We start from the raw sequence: 14,522 nt of genomic DNA on the forward strand, positions 1-14,522 counted from the left end.
AGTCGGGCCTTGTGAAGACTGCGTAGGCGCCCTTCGGCACACCCCGTTGACGGGGAAGAAACCGCCCCGGAGAGTAGTAAGAACCCATCAACGCCCATCAGTCGCAATCAGCGCATAGGGATCATGCGCGGGGAATGTGTTCCACCCACGTCCTCAACGCGGCCGGCGGGCGACGCACTGCGGTTTTCGGGGGGTCCTGATGCAGGCCGGTGAAGACAGGGGCGTTGACCGGGGTGTGCGGTGGGGCGACGTACTGCTGTCCGCGATCGCCGCGGTGAGCTGGGCGCTGGTCGGCATGGCGGGTACCGCCGCGCTCGCGCTGCGTCTGCTCGGCGCCGACGAGGTGGGTTCCCTCGGCCCGATGACGGCGGCGACGGTGGCCCTGGGAGCGGGAGGTTCGGTCACGCCGTCCGGGGACGTGTCGGCGTTCGGCCTGGAGGGGGCGGAGGCGGCCACGGCGGTCGAGATCGCGCCACTCGGCGTCGGCCTCGCCGGGGCGCTGCTCCTCGCCCACTTCTTCCTGCGCTCGCTGCGTGGGGCCGGGGCGTTCGTCCGGCCCGCCGAACTCGCCGCCCGCGCGGGCGCGGTGATCGCCCTCTTCGTGGCGATGCTCGGCGGCCTCGCCTACGTCGGTCACGACATCGTCACGATCGACGGGAAGCAGCTCGGCATCGACGAGGGACTCGGCAAGGGCATGGAAAAGGGACTCGACGAGTTGCCGGGCGGCATCGGGGACAAGCTGCCCGACGGGGTCGGCGGGCTGCTGCCCGACCGGCTCGGGGACCTGGCGGAGGCGGAGGCGTCGGTCGGGTTCACCGTCGACACGGCGGCGACGCTGCTCGGCGGGGCGGGCTGGGTGGCCGTGGTCCTGCTCATCGCGCTGCTCGCCGCACGCCGCACGCCACTGCCGCGCGGCCTCGACGTGCTGCACCGGGTGGTGCGGCCGGCGGTGTCCGCGCTGGTCACGGTGGCTCTGACGGCGGTCCTCGCGGGGCTCGCCGCGGCGGCGTACGCCATGGCCGGCGACGACCACCCGAAGCGGATCGCCGGCGCCGCGCTGCTGGGGGCGCCGAACGGGGTGTGGCTCGGGGTTCCCGTGGGGCTCTTCGTACCGTTCGACGGCCACGCCACGGGTGCGCTCACCCAGTTCCTGCCGGATCCGGTGGACGACCTGCTCGGCGGTGACTCGGACAAGGCGCTCACGCTGGGGCGGCTCGCCGAACTCGACGGGCGGATCTGGCTGCTGGGTGCCGCCGCGGGGCTGATGATGCTGTTCGCGGGGGTGCTCACCGCTGCGCGGACTCCGTTACGTGGCCTGCGCGTCCTGGGGTTCGCGGGGCGCTGCGGGGCGCGGCTCGGGGCCGCCACGGCGGTGGGGCTTCCGCTGATGGTGTGGGTGACGGGGGTGTCCGCCGACGCGTCGCTCTCCGTGTTCGGCTTCGACGCGTTCGGGGCCGGGTTGGAGCTGCACGGTCGGCTCGGGATGGCCGCGTTGCTCGGGCTGGCCTGGGGTTTCGGGGCGGGGGTACTGGGGGCGATGCTGGCGTGTGCTACGGGGGCCGCGGGGGGCCGGAGCTCACCGTTGGCGTCTTCGGGCGAGGGCGCGTATACGACAACCGCTCCGGAGACTGGGGCGGAGGCTGTGGCTGGGACCCGGACCGGGACCGGGGCCGGGGCCGGGGCTGAGGCCGGGGCCGGGACCGCGGCTGAGGCCGGCCCTTACCGCCCCAGGGCCCCGCACCGCCCGCCGAACCCCGACACGAATCCCTACCTACGTCCGCGAGGGCAGCCGTCGCGACCGCCGAGCGGAGGGCCCCCGCCGGAGGACGTCTACGGCGCGCCCACGGTGGCGGGCCCGATCGTCCCCCCACCACGCCCCCGCCCCCGCTCAGGAGACTGGCCCCCACCTCCCCCACCCCCACCGCCACCCCCGTCAACCGGCCCCCCACCGCCGGGAAAACCACGGAACCCCCACTGACCGCCCCCTCCCTGGCCCCCGGGCCGCACGAACACCGCCGGGCCCCCAGGGGCGCGAGGAACCGCGCGACCGTCCCAAGCCGACCCGCACCCGCCGGCCCTCACCCCCGGCCACGCCCCGCCGAGCAGCACGAACACACCGCCGGGCCCCCCAGGGGCGCGGGGAACTGCGCGACCAGCCCAAGCAGACCCGCAGAGAACACGCAACGGAACCCACCCCCCCTCGGCGGCGCCCGTTCGGACGACATCGGCCGAGCGGAGCCGGTCACCGCACAGCGGCACGGACCCCGCCCGCCGAGGGGGGCGTTCACGTGTCCGAGGGTCGGACCGACGGGCGGAAGAAAGGAAGCGGCCGCTACCGTAAGCGGCACCATGAGTGGATCGCAGCCCCCCCAGCCCGCAGACGTCCCGACGCTCCTCGTCAAGATCTTCGGCAAGGACCGCCCCGGCCTCACCGCCGGCCTCTTCGACACCCTCGCCGCCTACTCCGTCGACGTGGTCGACATCGAGCAGGTCGTCACCCGTGGCCGCATAGTGCTGTGCGCGCTCGTGACCGAGCCGCCCTCCGGTCTGGAGGGAGACCTGCGCGCCACCGTCCACAGCTGGGCGGAGTCCATGAAGATGCAGGCCGAGATCATCTCGGGCATCGGCGACAACCTGCCGCGCGGCCTGGGGCGTTCGCACGTCACCGTCCTCGGGCACCCCCTGACCTCGGAGTCGACGGCGGCCATCGCCGCCAGCATCACGTCGACCGGCGGCAACATCGACCGTATCTTCCGGCTCGCCAAGTACCCGGTCACCGCCGTGGAGTTCGCGGTGTCCGGCACGGAGACCGAGCCCCTGCGCACCGCTCTGGCCATAGAGGCCGCGAAGCTCGGCGTGGACGTCGCGGTCGTGGCCGCGGGCCTGCACCGCCGTGCGCAGCGCCTGGTCGTGATGGACGTCGACTCGACGCTCATCCAGGACGAGGTCATCGAACTCTTCGCCGCCCACGCCGGGTGTGAGAACGAGGTCGCCGAGGTGACCGCGGCGGCGATGCGCGGCGAGCTGGACTTCGAGCAGTCCCTGCACGCGCGCGTGCGGCTGCTCGCGGGCCTCGACGCGTCGGTCGTCGACAAGGTCCGCTCCGAGGTCAGGCTCACCCCGGGCGCCCGCACCCTCATCCGCACCCTCAAGCGCCTCGGCTACCAAGTGGGAGTCGTCTCCGGCGGCTTCACCCAGGTCACCGACGACCTTCAGGAACGCCTCGGCCTCGACTTCGCCCAGGCCAACACCCTGGAGATCGTCGACGGCAAGCTCACCGGCAGGGTGACCGGGGAGATCGTGGACCGCGCGGGCAAGGCGCGGCTGCTGCGCCGCTTCGCCGCGGAGGCCGGGGTCCCGCTGGAGCAGACCGTCGCGATCGGGGACGGCGCGAACGACCTCGACATGCTGAACGCGGCCGGTCTCGGCGTCGCCTTCAACGCCAAGCCCCTGGTCCGCGAGGCCGCGCACACCGCGGTGAACGTGCCGTTCCTCGACACCGTCCTCTATCTCCTCGGCATCACCCGCGAAGAGGTCGAGGCGGCGGAGACCCACACGGACTGACTGACCCCGGCCGAGCCATGACCACGGGCCCCGCGCCACCGGCGCGGGGCCCTGCGCGTAAAAGACGTGGACGTACGGGCGTACGGATGCGCCGACGAGGCCGAGCGACCCGGGCGAATTACCCGGGCGAGTTACTCGGACGAGTTACTCGGACGGCGCCCAGTAGTCGACCAGGGTGGCCACGCCCGGCTCCAGTGCCTTCCAGGAACCGGAGTACGTCAGGACGGCGAAGGTCGCGGTCGGGAAGCCCCGGCGGTCGAGCCGCTGCCGCGCGTCGCCCTCGGCGTCTCCGGCGAGGACGTCGGCCAGCCCCTGTACTCCGGGGTTGTGCCCGATCAGGAGGACGTTCTGCACGTCGTCCGGGGTTTCGTTGAGCACGGCGATCAGCTCGCCGGGAGAGGCTTCGTACAGCCGCTCCTCGTAGACGGTCTTGGGGCGCTGCGGCAGCTCGTGGACGGCGAGCTTCCAGGTCTCGCGGGTCCGGAGCGCGGTCGAACAGAGGGCCAGATCGAAGGCGATGCCGCTGTCGGCCAGCTTGCGTCCGGCGACGGGGGCGTCCCTGCGGCCTCGATCAGCGAGCGGCCGCTCGTGGTCGGCCACCTCGGGCCAGTCGGCCTTCGCATGCCGGAAGAGGACAATCCTGCGGGGTTCTGCGACGCTCATGCATCCCAGCTTCGCATGAAACGAGCCATGGGGCGCGGGTAGTTGGCGCGGTGTCCCGAGGTGGTGGAACGGGGCCTGCCGGGCAGGGGTCACGGGGCCATGCGCTGCACCATCGCCTGGACGCGCTCCAGGAGGTTGGCGACGACGGGCTCGCTGCCCGCGGCGTGCGCGTCCACGGGGTTCAATATCAACAGGAGCAGGGCCGCGAAGGCCACGGCGGGCAGGGCGATCGCCCACCAGGGGAGCTGGATCTCGACGCCGGACGACCCCGCGGGGTCGCGCCGGGTGTGCGAACGGGCCGACATGCCGCCTCCGTGGTTCGAGTGTCCGTGCCGCGTCGTCGCGGGCACAACTCGAAACTAGGCGATCGGCGGCCGTCAACCCATCAGGTGACCCACCCACTTGACCCTGACACTGGCCCCCTAGGGGATGGGGGTGCCAGCCCCACCAGACCTCACCCCAAACCGGGCATCACGCCCGGTTCACGGTGAGGCTATCGAGGCGACGATGCCGATGATCACGGTGATGGCCAGCATCGCGCCGAGCACGACGAGCAGCTTCTTCTGGCCGTTCTGGGGGTTCGGGTCAAGGACGGGCATACGGCCAGTCTCGCACCCTTTGCCCCGGCGCCGCCGCCGGGGTCAGGCCTTGGCCGGGGCCAAGCCGCCGCTGAGGTCAGACCGCCGCCGGAGTCAGGCCTTCGCCGCCCTGGCGGCCACCTCGTCCTCGACCGTGCGGTCGCGGCCCGCGAGCGTACCGATGATGATCTGCGGCACCATCAGGCCCGCCATGAGCCCGATGGGCAGGCCCCAGCCGCCGCTGTGCTGGTAGAGGACGCCGACCAGGAGCGGGCCCGGGATCGAGATCAGATAGCCGGTGCTCTGCGCGAAGGCCGACAGCTTGCCCACGCCGACGCTGCTCTTGGCCCGCATGCCGACCATGGTGAGGGCGAGCGGGAAGGCGCAGTTGGAGATGCCGAGCAGTATCGCCCAGGCCCACGCGCCGCCCGCGGGGGCGAGGTACAGGCCCGCGTAGCCCGAGAGGCCGCAGGCGCCGAGGAAGATCACCACGGGGCCCTGGTTGGTCAGCCGGGTGGCCACGCGCGGGATGACGAACGCCAGCGGCACGCCCATGGCCATCGTGACGGCGAGCAGGACGCCCGCCTCGCCCGCGGGGACGCCCGCGTCACGGAAGATCTGCGGCATCCAGCCCATCGTGATGTACGCGGCCGTGGCCTGGAGGCCGAAGAAGACGGCGAGCGCCCAGGCGGTGCGGCTGTGGGTGATGCGCAGCCCGGCGTCCTCCTGGCGGACGCCGGCGCTGATGTGCTCGGGGGCGGCGGAGGCCGTGCCCCGGTCGCGGACGAGCGGTATCCACGGCACGACGGCGACGACGGCGAGCCCCGCCCAGACGGCGAGCCCGGTCTGCCAGCGCCCGCCGAGGGCGTCGGTCATGGGGACGGTGAGGGCCGCGGCGAGGGAGGTCCCGAGCGCCAGCGCCATCGAGTACAGGCCGGTCATCGAGCCGACCCGGTCGGGGAACCAGCGCTTGACGATCACCGGCATCAGGACGTTGCTGACCGCGATGCCCATGAGGGCGAGCGCGGTGGCGGCCAGGAAGCCGGCCGTACCGCCGATGAAGGGGCGTATGACCAGGCCGGCGGCGATGGCGACCATGCCCACGCAGACGACCGCGGCGGCCCCGAAGCGCCGGGCGAGCCGGGGCGCCATGACGCCGAAGACCGCGAAGCAGAGCGGCGGCACGGAGGTGAGCAGTCCGGCGAGGCTGCCGCTCATGCCGAGGCCGTCGCGCACCTCTTCGAGGAGTGCGCCGAGGCTGGTGATGGCCGGGCGGAGGTTGAGGGCGGCGAGAACAATGCCGACGGTGATCAGTCGCGTCGCCCACGCGCGCGTGGGGGTCCCTTTCGCCTGCTCCACGTCCGCCGTTTCGGTGCGCTCCACTGCCGCTGCGGGTGTCATCGTCCCGGTGTCCTCACTAGCCATGGGGCCATCATAGAATCATGGGATGATTGGCTGTCCAATCCGAACGCGTCACACTTCGATCCCGGCCCCGGCACCCCGCCCCGTACGAAGGACCGTCATGCCGCTGACCACCCCTCGCCGCTCGGCGCTCTCCGAACAGGTCATCTCCGAGCTGCGCAACCAGATCACCTCGGGCGAGTGGCCGGTCGGCTCCCGCATCCCCACCGAGCCCGAGCTGGTCGAGCAGCTCGGCGTGGCGCGCAACACGGTCAGGGAGGCGGTGCGCGCCCTCGCGCACAACGGCCTGCTCGACATCCGCCAGGGCTCCGGCACCTTCGTCGTGGCGACCAGCGAGCTGGCGGGCGTGATGCACCGCAGGTTCGCCGACGCGGACCCGCGGCACATCGCGGAGCTGCGGAGCACGCTGGAGTCGAGCGCCGCCGAGCTCGCCGCCCGGCGTCGCACCGAGCGCGACCTGAAGCAGCTGGACGCCCTCCTCGTACGGCGCGAGGAGGCCTGGGCCTCGGGGAACGCGGAGGAGTTCGTGACGGCCGACGCAACGTTCCACATGGCCGTGGTGGCCGCCTCGCACAACGACGTCATGACGGCCCTGTACGCGGACCTGGGCGAGGTTCTGCGGGACTGGCTGCGCGACGACATCGGCAAGGACCTCACCCCCGAGTCGCACATGGACCACGCCCGTCTGGTCGACGCGATCCGGGAGCAGGACACGCAGGCCGCGGGGAGCGAGGCGGGGAGCTATCCGTTCATGTGCCGCCCCGAGCGGTTCACCGAGGCGCGCGAGCCGCGCTGACCGCCGCCGGCGGCACCCTCACCTCTCGTGGCTGACCCAGGCCGAGCGGACCTCTTTCCAGCACCGCCCGGTCAGCCGCACGGTCTCGGCGGGTCCCGCTGCGGTCGGGGCGCTGTCGACGTCGATGTCCCACCACCGGTCGCACTCGACGTGGAGGCGGACGTGGTCGGTCTCTGGGTACGGGTTGTGGCAGTACGCGACGACGTTGGAGCCACTGATCCCGGTGCGGCACTCCGAGCCGAAGGGGCGTGGCCTCTCCTTCTCCCCACGGCCGTCCGCGGCCAGGGACGCTGCGCCGGGCACAGCGACCAGGAGGGCGAGAGCGGCGAGCACCGCACCGGGGAGACGCACACTCCACCATGCGCGGCACTCGCCCGCCGCCGCCCGGCCGGTGAGCCGAACGGGTGAGGCCCCGCCCCCCGCGCACTGCGGGGGACGGGGCCTCAGCCACGTACGAAGAGCCTGGTCAGGCACCCATCATGTGGACGCCGCCGTCGACGTGGATGATCTCGCCGGTGGTCTTCGGGAAGAAGTCCGAGAGCAGGGCGACGACGCCGCGGCCCGCGGGCTCCGGGTCGGCCATGTCCCAGCTCAGCGGGGAGCGGCTGTTCCAGACGTCCGCGAGCTCGCCGAAGCCCGGGATGGACTTGGCCGCCATGGAGCCGAGCGGCCCCGCGGAGATCAGGTTGCAGCGGACGTTCTCCTTGCCCAGGTCACGGGCGAGGTAGCGGCTGGTGGCCTCCAGGGCGGCCTTGGCCGGGCCCATCCAGTCGTACTTGGGCCAGGCGTACTGCGCGTCGAAGGTGAGGCCGACGACCGAGGCGCCGTCCTCGAAGAGCGGGCGGCACGCCATGGTGAGCGACTTCAGGGAGAACGCGGAGACGTGCATGGCCGTCGCGACGTCCTCGAAGGTGGCCTCGAGGAAGTTGAAGGCGCCCTGCGGCGCGAAGCCGATGGAGTGCACGATGCCGTCGAGGCCGCCCAGCTCGTCCTTCACGACGCCCGCGAGGCGGTCCAGGTGCTCCTGGTCGGTCACGTCGAGCTCGATGACCTTGGCGGGCTTGGGGAGCTTCTTGGCGATGCGCTCGGTGAGCGTGGGCCGCGGGAAGGCGGTCAGGATGACCTCGGCACCCTGCTCCTGGGCGACCTTGGCCGTGTGGAAGGCGATGGACGCCTCTGTCAGCACGCCGGTGACAAGGATGCGCTTGCCGTCGAGAATTCCGCTCATGTGATCAGTGACCCATGCCCAATCCGCCGTCAACGGGGATGACGGCTCCAGTGATGTACGAGGCGTCGTCGGACGCGAGGAACTTCACCGCGGCGGCGATCTCCTCGGGCTGCGCGTAACGGCCGAGCGGCACCTGGGCGACGATGCCCTTGCGCTGCTCCTCCGTGAGCACCTTGGTCATGTCGGTGTCGACAAAACCGGGCGCGACGACGTTGAAGGTGAGGTTGCGCGAGCCGAGCTCCCGGGCGAGCGAACGCGCGAAACCGACCAGACCGGCCTTGGAGGCGGCGTAGTTGGCCTGCCCGGGGCCGCCCATGAGGCCCACCACGGAGGAGATCAGGACGACACGGCCCTTCCTGGCCCGCAGCATGCCGCGGTTGGCGCGCTTGACCACGCGGAAGGTGCCGGTGAGGTTGGTGTCGAGGACGGACGTGAAGTCCTCCTCGGACATGCGCATCAGGAGCTGGTCCTTGGTGATGCCCGCGTTGGCGACCAGGACCTCGACGTTCCCGTGCTTGTCCTCGATCTCCTTGTAAGCCTGCTCCACCTGTTCGGCGTCGGTGATGTCACACCTGACGGCGAGGACGCCGGCGTCGGTGAGGGCCTCCGGCGGCTCACCCGAGCGGAAGGTGATCGCGACCTTGTCGCCGGCGTCGGCGAAAGCGCGGGCGATGGCGAGGCCGATGCCCCGGTTTCCTCCGGTGACGAGAACCGAGCGGCTCAACGGATCACCCTTTCGATAGCGGTCTGGTACCTCGAAAACCTATCGGTACCTTCCGCGATACGGAGAATCGGCGACCGACAGTGGCTCAGAGGACTCCCTGTCGGGTCCCTACAGAAAGGCCTGGCCGTGAGGCCGTCCCGCACGTCATCATCAGATCCGACCGGAGCCGACAGCAGGGAGACCTCCGTGCCTCATTCCATCGATGAAGCCTTCACGGCGCTGCCGCTGCGGGCTCTCGCCGACGCCGCGCTCGCCCGCGCGCGTGCGCTCGGCGCGGACCACGCGGACTTCCGCCTCGAACGGGTCCGCGACGCCTCGTGGCGGCTGCGCGACGCCAAGCCGTCCGGTACCTCGGACACCACCGACCTCGGGTACGCGGTACGGGTGGTGCACGGCGGGACCTGGGGGTTCGCCTCCGGCGTCGACCTGACGATGGACGCGGCGGCCAGAGTCGCCTCGCAGGCCGTGGCCATGGCCAAGCTCAGCGCCCAGGTGATCGCGGCCGCCGGTTCGGACGAGAGGGTGGAGCTCGCCGACGAGCCCGTGCACGCCGACAGGACGTGGGTGTCCTCGTACGAGATCGACCCCTTCTCCGTGCCGGACGAGGAGAAGGCGGCGCTGCTCGCCGACTGGAGCGCGCGGCTGCTCGCCGCCGACGGGGTCTCGCACGTCGACGCCTCGCTGCACACCGTGCACGAGAACAAGTTCTACGCGGACACGGCGGGCACGGTGACCACGCAGCAGCGGGTCAGGCTGCACCCGCAGCTCACCGCGGTCGCCGTCGACGGGACGAGCGGTGAGTTCGACTCCATGCGCACACTGGCGCCGCCGGCCGGGCGCGGCTGGGAGTACCTCACCGGGACCGGCTGGGACTGGCAGGGCGAGCTGGAGCGCATCCCCGAGCAATTGGCGGAAAAGATGCGCGCGCCCAGCGTCAGGGCGGGCACGTACGACCTGGTCGTCGACCCGTCGAACCTCTGGCTGACGATCCACGAGTCCATCGGCCACGCCACCGAGCTCGACCGCGCGCTCGGCTACGAGGCGGCGTACGCGGGCACCTCGTTCGCCACCTTCGACCAGCTCGGCAAGCTCGCCTACGGCTCGTCGCTGATGAACGTGACCGGCGACCGGACCGCCGAGCACGGGCTCGCGACCATCGGGTACGACGACGAGGGCGTGGCCGGACAGTCCTGGGACCTGGTCAAGGACGGCACCCTGGTCGGCTACCAGCTCGACCGGCGCATCGCGCGGCTCACCGGGTTCGAGCGGTCCAACGGCTGCGCGTACGCCGACTCCCCCGGCCACGTACCGGTGCAGCGGATGGCGAACGTGTCGCTCCAGCCGGACCCCGGCGGGCTCTCCACCGAGGATCTGATCGCGGGCGTCGACCGGGGCATCTACGTGGTCGGAGACCGCTCGTGGTCCATCGACATGCAGAGGTACAACTTCCAGTTCACCGGGCAGCGCTTCTACAGGATCGAGAACGGGCGGCTCGCCGGGCAGCTCCGTGACGTCGCCTACCAGGCGACGACCACCGACTTCTGGGGCTCCATGGCCGCGGTCGGCGGCCCGCGGACGTACGTCCTGGGTGGCGCCTTCAACTGCGGGAAGGCCCAGCCGGGGCAGGTCGCCGCGGTCTCGCACGGCTGCCCGTCCGCCCTGTTCCGGGGCGTCAACATCCTCAACACCACGCAGGAGGCCGGTCGATGAGCCGCAGCGCCACCAAGCCGCACGAGATCGTCGAGCGCGCCCTGGAGCTGTCCGACGCCGACGGCTGCGTCGTGATCGCCGACGAGGAGTCGACGGCGAACCTGCGCTGGGCGGGCAACGCCCTCACCACCAACGGCGTCACCCGCGGCCGCACCCTGACCGTCATCGCCACGGTCGACGGCAAGGAGGGCACCGCCTCCGGGGTCGTGTCGCGCTCGGCGGTCACCGCCCACGACCTGGAGCCGCTGGTACGCGCCGCCGAGGCGGCCGCCCGCGGGGCCGCTCCCGCCGAGGACGCGCAGCCGCTGGTGAGCGGCACCGCGCCCTCCGCCGGCTTCACGGACGCCCCCGCCGAGACCTCCTCCGCGGTCTTCGCCGACTTCGCCCCCGCGCTCGGCGAGGCCTTCGCGAGGGCGCGCGCGGGCGGCCGCGAGCTGTACGGCTTCGCGAACCACGAGTACGTGTCGAGCTACCTCGGCACATCGACGGGGCTGCGCCTGCGGCACGACCAGCCCAACGGCACCCTCGAAGTCAACGCCAAGTCGCCGGACCGCACGAAGTCGGCGTGGGCGGGACGGTCCACCCGTGACTTCACGGACGTCGATCCGGCGGCGCTCGACGCGGAGCTGGCGCAACGCCTGGCGTGGGCCCGGCGGCGCGTCGAGCTGCCCGCGGGGCGGTACGAGACGCTGCTGCCGCCGACCGCGGTGGCCGACCTGCTGATCTACCAGTTCTGGTCGTCGTCGGCGCGGGACGCCGCGGAGGGCCGCACGGTCTTCTCCAAGCCCGGGGGCGCCACGCGCCTGGGCGAGCGCGTCGCCGAGCTGCCGCTGACGCTGCGCAGCGACCCGCACGAGCCGGGCCTGGAGTCGGCGCCGTTCGTGCTCGCGCACTCCTCGGGCGGCGACTCCTCCGTGTTCGACAACGGGCTGCCGCTGGCCCCCACCGAGTGGGTCCGCGGCGGTGACCTCGCTCACCTGGTCACCAGCAGGCACAGCGCGGGCCTGACCGGCCTGCCGGTGACGCCCGCGGTCGACAACCTCATCCTGGACGGCGGCGGCGAGCGCTCCCTGGACGAGATGGTCGCGGCCACGGGGCGCGGACTCCTGCTCACCTGCCTCTGGTACATCCGCGAGGTCGACCCCGCGACGCTGCTCCTGACGGGGCTGACCCGGGACGGCGTCTACCTCGTCGAGAACGGCGAGGTCGTGGGCGAGGTGAACAACTTCCGCTTCAACGAGTCGCCGGTCGACCTCCTCGGCCGCGCCTCGGAGGCGGGCCGTACGGAGAGGACGCTGCCGCGCGAGTGGGGCGACTACTTCACGCGGGCCGCGATGCCCGCGCTCCGCGTCCCCGATTTCAACATGAGTTCGGTCAGCCAGGGCGTATAACCTCGGACCCTGCACGTCCGTGCAGCCCATCAGTACATGGACCAGTACATCCAAGGAGACGCGAGACCCGTGACGGACATCGTCGACGAGCTGAAGTGGCGGGGGCTTTTCTCCCTGTCCACCGATGAAGACGCACTGCGCAAGGCGCTCGCGGACGGTCCCGTCACGTTCTATTGCGGCTTCGACCCGACCGCGGCGAGCCTGCACGTCGGACACCTCGTGCAGGTCCTCACCGTCCGCAGGCTCCAGCAGGCGGGGCACCGCCCGCTGGCCCTGGTGGGCGGTGCCACGGGGCAGATCGGCGACCCGCGGCCGACCGCCGAGCGCACCCTGAACGACCCGGAGACGGTGGCGAACTGGGTGGCCCGGCTGCGTACGCAGATCGAGCCGTTCCTGTCCTTCGAGGGCGAGAACGCCGCGGTCATGGTCAACAACCTGGACTGGACCGCGGGCATGTCCGCGATCGAGTTCCTGCGGGACATCGGCAAGCACTTCCGCGTGAACAAGATGCTCACCAAGGACTCCGTCGCCAGGCGCCTGGAGTCGCAGGAGGGCATCTCGTACACCGAGTTCAGCTACCAGCTCCTTCAGGGCATGGACTTCCTGGAGCTCTACCGGCGCTACGGCTGCACCCTCCAGCAGGGCGGCAGCGACCAGTGGGGCAACCTCACGGCGGGCATCGACCTGATCCACCGCCTGGAGCCGGACGCCGCCGTGCACGCGATCGCCACGCCGCTGATGGTGAAGGCGGACGGCACCAAGTTCGGCAAGAGCGAGAGCGGCGCGATCTGGCTCGACCCGGCGATGACGACGCCGTACGCGTTCTACCAGTTCTGGCTGAACGTGGACGACCGGGACATCTCCACCTACATGCGGATTCTCTCCTTCAGGAGCCGCGAGGAGCTGGAGGAGATCGAGAAGCAGACCGAGGAGCGTCCGCAGGCGCGCGCCGCCCAGCGCGCGCTCGCCGAGGAGCTGACGACGCTGGTGCACGGCGCCGACCAGTGCGCCGCGGTCATCGCCGCGTCCAAGGCGCTCTTCGGCCAGGGCGAGCTCACCGGTCTCGACGAGGCGACGCTGGCCGCGGCCCTCTCCGAGCTGCCGCGCGCCGAGGTCGCCGAGCTCGGCCCGGTCGTGGACCTGCTCGCCGAGGTCGGCCTGGTGGCGAGCAAGTCCGCCGCCCGGCGCACGGTCAAGGAGGGCGGTGCCTACGTGAACAACGTCAAGGTCGCCGCCGAGGACGCCGTGCCGGCCGCCGATGACCTGCTCCACGGGCGCTGGCTCGTGCTGCGCCGCGGCAAGAAGAACCTGGCCGCGGTCGAGGTCACGGGGAACGCCGCGAGCTGAACCGTGCGCGTGCGAAGGCCCGGCCCCACGGATGAGTTCCGGGGGCCGGGCCTTCGCCGTGGGACCGTGGCCTTCGCCTTGGGACCGTGGGGCGCGTGGCTAAGCCGTACGTCTGTTGCCCCGGACCGCCTTGTAGATCGCGTCGCCGATGCCGACGACCACGAGCGCCGCGACCAGTTGCAGCGCGTGACGGCCCCAGTCGATGCCCTTGGTCGCGTTGATGCCGAACTGGGTCGCGAGCCAGTTGCCCAGGACGGCTCCGATGATGCCGAACACCGTGGTGAGCCAGATCGGACTGTGCTGCTTACCGGGCAGGATCGCCTTGGCAATCAGCCCCAGCACGAATCCCACGATGATCGCCCACAACCAGCCCATAGCTGCCTCCTTGTACGGCTCTACGTGAGCATTACGGCCAGTGTCGGCCCGTACCCCGTACGGCGCATGTCGGGCGGTTCCATACGTGGCACGGCGCAGCGTTCGCACCGAGGAGAGGCCGCCCCCGCTCTCGTGGGTTGCGCAGCCCAGGCGTAACGTGGAGCGTGCCGGACCGGGGCAGAGACCGGGGAGAGTCCGGCACATCGGACTGGGTGGTGGAACGTGATGCGGAAGCGGAGCGACGGCCAGGTCTTCCGGATCACGGGAGCCCGTCAGGGGCTCGCGGAGGACGTGCGGAGCCGGCAGCGCCGGTATGTGATCTCGATGTCGGTGCGGACACTGGCCGTCATCGCCGCGGCCGTGCTGTGGAACGTCGAGCGCCATGTGGCCATCGTCGCGCTGGTCCTCGGCGTGCTGCTGCCCTACGTCTCCGTGGTCATCGCCAACGCGGGGCGTGAGGGCAATCCCTCGCTTCCCTCGACGTTCGTACCCACCCCTTCTCGGCCAATGCTGGCTCCGCCCGATTCGGCCGGGGCCGCGGAATCCGTCCCGGAAGATTCCTCGGGGCCCGCGTACGACCAGCGGCGGGACGCCGAGCACGAAAAGGCCTGACCGTCGACGATGCGCCAAGCTCAGGAAAAGCTCAGATCAATCATGTAGTTCCGGTCCCAGCTACGGGATCCCGCGTGACATACTTCGTACGCGCTCCGCATCCCCCGTCGGA

General features: G+C 71.6%; 15 protein-coding genes. 7 read left to right on the forward strand and 8 right to left on the reverse strand.

All coding sequences use genetic code 11. From position 1 onward, the window contains the following. Positions 1–199 precede the first annotated feature (199 nt). Positions 200–1,978, forward strand: coding sequence for a streptophobe family protein (locus ACZ6JY_RS22450; RefSeq protein WP_469198075.1), 1,779 nt, complete (start codon positions 200–202; stop codon positions 1,976–1,978). A 371-nt stretch (positions 1,979–2,349) separates the two neighbouring features. Beyond that, positions 2,350–3,564 (forward strand): phosphoserine phosphatase SerB, encoded by a 1,215-nt coding sequence (gene serB, locus ACZ6JY_RS22455; RefSeq protein WP_469198077.1) that lies wholly within the window; start codon positions 2,350–2,352, stop codon positions 3,562–3,564. 144 nt (positions 3,565–3,708) lie between these two features. Here the strand turns inward: serB and ACZ6JY_RS22460 are convergent, their stop codons facing one another. The 4 genes from ACZ6JY_RS22460 to ACZ6JY_RS22475 form a co-directional block, all read right to left on the reverse strand. Next, positions 3,709–4,227 (reverse strand): SixA phosphatase family protein, encoded by a 519-nt coding sequence (locus ACZ6JY_RS22460; protein ID WP_469198079.1) that lies wholly within the window; start codon positions 4,225–4,227, stop codon positions 3,709–3,711. Between the two features lie 89 nt (positions 4,228–4,316). Then, complete coding sequence (locus tag ACZ6JY_RS22465) at positions 4,317–4,532, reverse strand: hypothetical protein (RefSeq protein ID WP_469198081.1); 216 nt, start codon at positions 4,530–4,532, stop codon at positions 4,317–4,319. 177 nt (positions 4,533–4,709) lie between these two features. Then, the gene (locus tag ACZ6JY_RS22470; RefSeq protein WP_103557516.1) at positions 4,710–4,826 is read right to left on the reverse strand and encodes an SGM_5486 family transporter-associated protein; all 117 of its coding nucleotides are present in this window, start codon (positions 4,824–4,826) and stop codon (positions 4,710–4,712) included. A 93-nt stretch (positions 4,827–4,919) separates the two neighbouring features. Then, entirely contained in the window at positions 4,920–6,230 is a 1,311-nt protein-coding gene (locus tag ACZ6JY_RS22475) for a CynX/NimT family MFS transporter (RefSeq protein WP_469198083.1), read from the reverse strand. Between the two features lie 97 nt (positions 6,231–6,327). On the opposite strand from ACZ6JY_RS22475, the gene ACZ6JY_RS22480 reads away from it, so the two are divergent. Beyond that, a complete protein-coding gene (locus tag ACZ6JY_RS22480; RefSeq protein WP_469198085.1) occupies positions 6,328–7,023 on the forward strand; it encodes a FadR/GntR family transcriptional regulator in 696 nt (231 codons plus the stop codon). A gap of 18 nt (positions 7,024–7,041) precedes the next feature. On the opposite strand, the gene ACZ6JY_RS22485 is transcribed toward ACZ6JY_RS22480, so the two are convergent. From ACZ6JY_RS22485 to fabG, 3 genes are all read right to left on the reverse strand, one after another. Further along, a complete protein-coding gene (locus ACZ6JY_RS22485; protein ID WP_469198087.1) occupies positions 7,042–7,374 on the reverse strand; it encodes a hypothetical protein in 333 nt (110 codons plus the stop codon). A gap of 115 nt (positions 7,375–7,489) precedes the next feature. Then, the gene (gene fabI, locus ACZ6JY_RS22490; protein WP_469198089.1) at positions 7,490–8,251 is read right to left on the reverse strand and encodes an enoyl-ACP reductase FabI; all 762 of its coding nucleotides are present in this window, start codon (positions 8,249–8,251) and stop codon (positions 7,490–7,492) included. Positions 8,252–8,255: 4 nt separating this feature from the next. Then, positions 8,256–8,975: a 3-oxoacyl-[acyl-carrier-protein] reductase gene (gene fabG, locus ACZ6JY_RS22495; protein ID WP_469198091.1), complete on the reverse strand. Its 720-nt coding sequence runs from the start codon at positions 8,973–8,975 to the stop codon at positions 8,256–8,258. A gap of 186 nt (positions 8,976–9,161) precedes the next feature. Here fabG and ACZ6JY_RS22500 point away from each other — a divergent pair, with 186 nt between their 5' ends. The 3 genes from ACZ6JY_RS22500 to tyrS all read left to right on the forward strand — a co-directional run bounded on the left by ACZ6JY_RS22500 (position 9,162) and on the right by tyrS (position 13,423). Further along, on the forward strand, positions 9,162–10,685 hold the full coding sequence (locus tag ACZ6JY_RS22500; RefSeq protein ID WP_469198093.1) for a TldD/PmbA family protein: 1,524 nt from the start codon (positions 9,162–9,164) through the stop codon (positions 10,683–10,685). After that, on the forward strand, positions 10,682–12,076 hold the full coding sequence (locus ACZ6JY_RS22505) for a metallopeptidase TldD-related protein (protein ID WP_469198095.1): 1,395 nt from the start codon (positions 10,682–10,684) through the stop codon (positions 12,074–12,076). The genes ACZ6JY_RS22500 and ACZ6JY_RS22505 overlap by 4 nt, the downstream gene beginning before the upstream one ends. A gap of 69 nt (positions 12,077–12,145) precedes the next feature. Continuing rightward, the gene (tyrS, locus tag ACZ6JY_RS22510; protein WP_469198096.1) at positions 12,146–13,423 is read left to right on the forward strand and encodes a tyrosine--tRNA ligase; all 1,278 of its coding nucleotides are present in this window, start codon (positions 12,146–12,148) and stop codon (positions 13,421–13,423) included. Between the two features lie 99 nt (positions 13,424–13,522). Here tyrS and ACZ6JY_RS22515 read toward each other — a convergent pair whose 3' ends face one another. Further along, on the reverse strand, positions 13,523–13,798 hold the full coding sequence (locus ACZ6JY_RS22515; protein WP_469198098.1) for a GlsB/YeaQ/YmgE family stress response membrane protein: 276 nt from the start codon (positions 13,796–13,798) through the stop codon (positions 13,523–13,525). A 225-nt stretch (positions 13,799–14,023) separates the two neighbouring features. On the opposite strand from ACZ6JY_RS22515, the gene ACZ6JY_RS22520 reads away from it, so the two are divergent. Next, entirely contained in the window at positions 14,024–14,410 is a 387-nt protein-coding gene (locus tag ACZ6JY_RS22520; protein WP_469198100.1) for a DUF3099 domain-containing protein, read from the forward strand. Positions 14,411–14,522 lie beyond the last annotated feature (112 nt).

The sequence above is a fragment of the Streptomyces sp. NPDC046335 genome, from assembly GCF_055587985.1.

Bases quoted from the DNA above. Each gene is read 5' to 3' on its own strand.
- fabI (WP_469198089.1), bottom strand. From the start codon at position 8,251: ATGAGCGGAATTCTCGACGGCAAGCGCATCCTTGTCACCGGCGTGCTG.
- ACZ6JY_RS22480 (WP_469198085.1), top strand. From the start codon at position 6,328: ATGCCGCTGACCACCCCTCGCCGCTCGGCGCTCTCCGAACAGGTCATC.
- ACZ6JY_RS22460 (WP_469198079.1), bottom strand. From the start codon at position 4,227: ATGAGCGTCGCAGAACCCCGCAGGATTGTCCTCTTCCGGCATGCGAAG.
- ACZ6JY_RS22470 (WP_103557516.1), bottom strand. From the start codon at position 4,826: ATGCCCGTCCTTGACCCGAACCCCCAGAACGGCCAGAAGAAGCTGCTC.
- ACZ6JY_RS22475 (WP_469198083.1), bottom strand. From the start codon at position 6,230: ATGGCTAGTGAGGACACCGGGACGATGACACCCGCAGCGGCAGTGGAG.
- ACZ6JY_RS22450 (WP_469198075.1), top strand. From the start codon at position 200: ATGCAGGCCGGTGAAGACAGGGGCGTTGACCGGGGTGTGCGGTGGGGC.
- ACZ6JY_RS22465 (WP_469198081.1), bottom strand. From the start codon at position 4,532: ATGTCGGCCCGTTCGCACACCCGGCGCGACCCCGCGGGGTCGTCCGGC.
- ACZ6JY_RS22520 (WP_469198100.1), top strand. From the start codon at position 14,024: ATGCGGAAGCGGAGCGACGGCCAGGTCTTCCGGATCACGGGAGCCCGT.
- serB (WP_469198077.1), top strand. From the start codon at position 2,350: ATGAGTGGATCGCAGCCCCCCCAGCCCGCAGACGTCCCGACGCTCCTC.
- ACZ6JY_RS22505 (WP_469198095.1), top strand. From the start codon at position 10,682: ATGAGCCGCAGCGCCACCAAGCCGCACGAGATCGTCGAGCGCGCCCTG.
- ACZ6JY_RS22515 (WP_469198098.1), bottom strand. From the start codon at position 13,798: ATGGGCTGGTTGTGGGCGATCATCGTGGGATTCGTGCTGGGGCTGATT.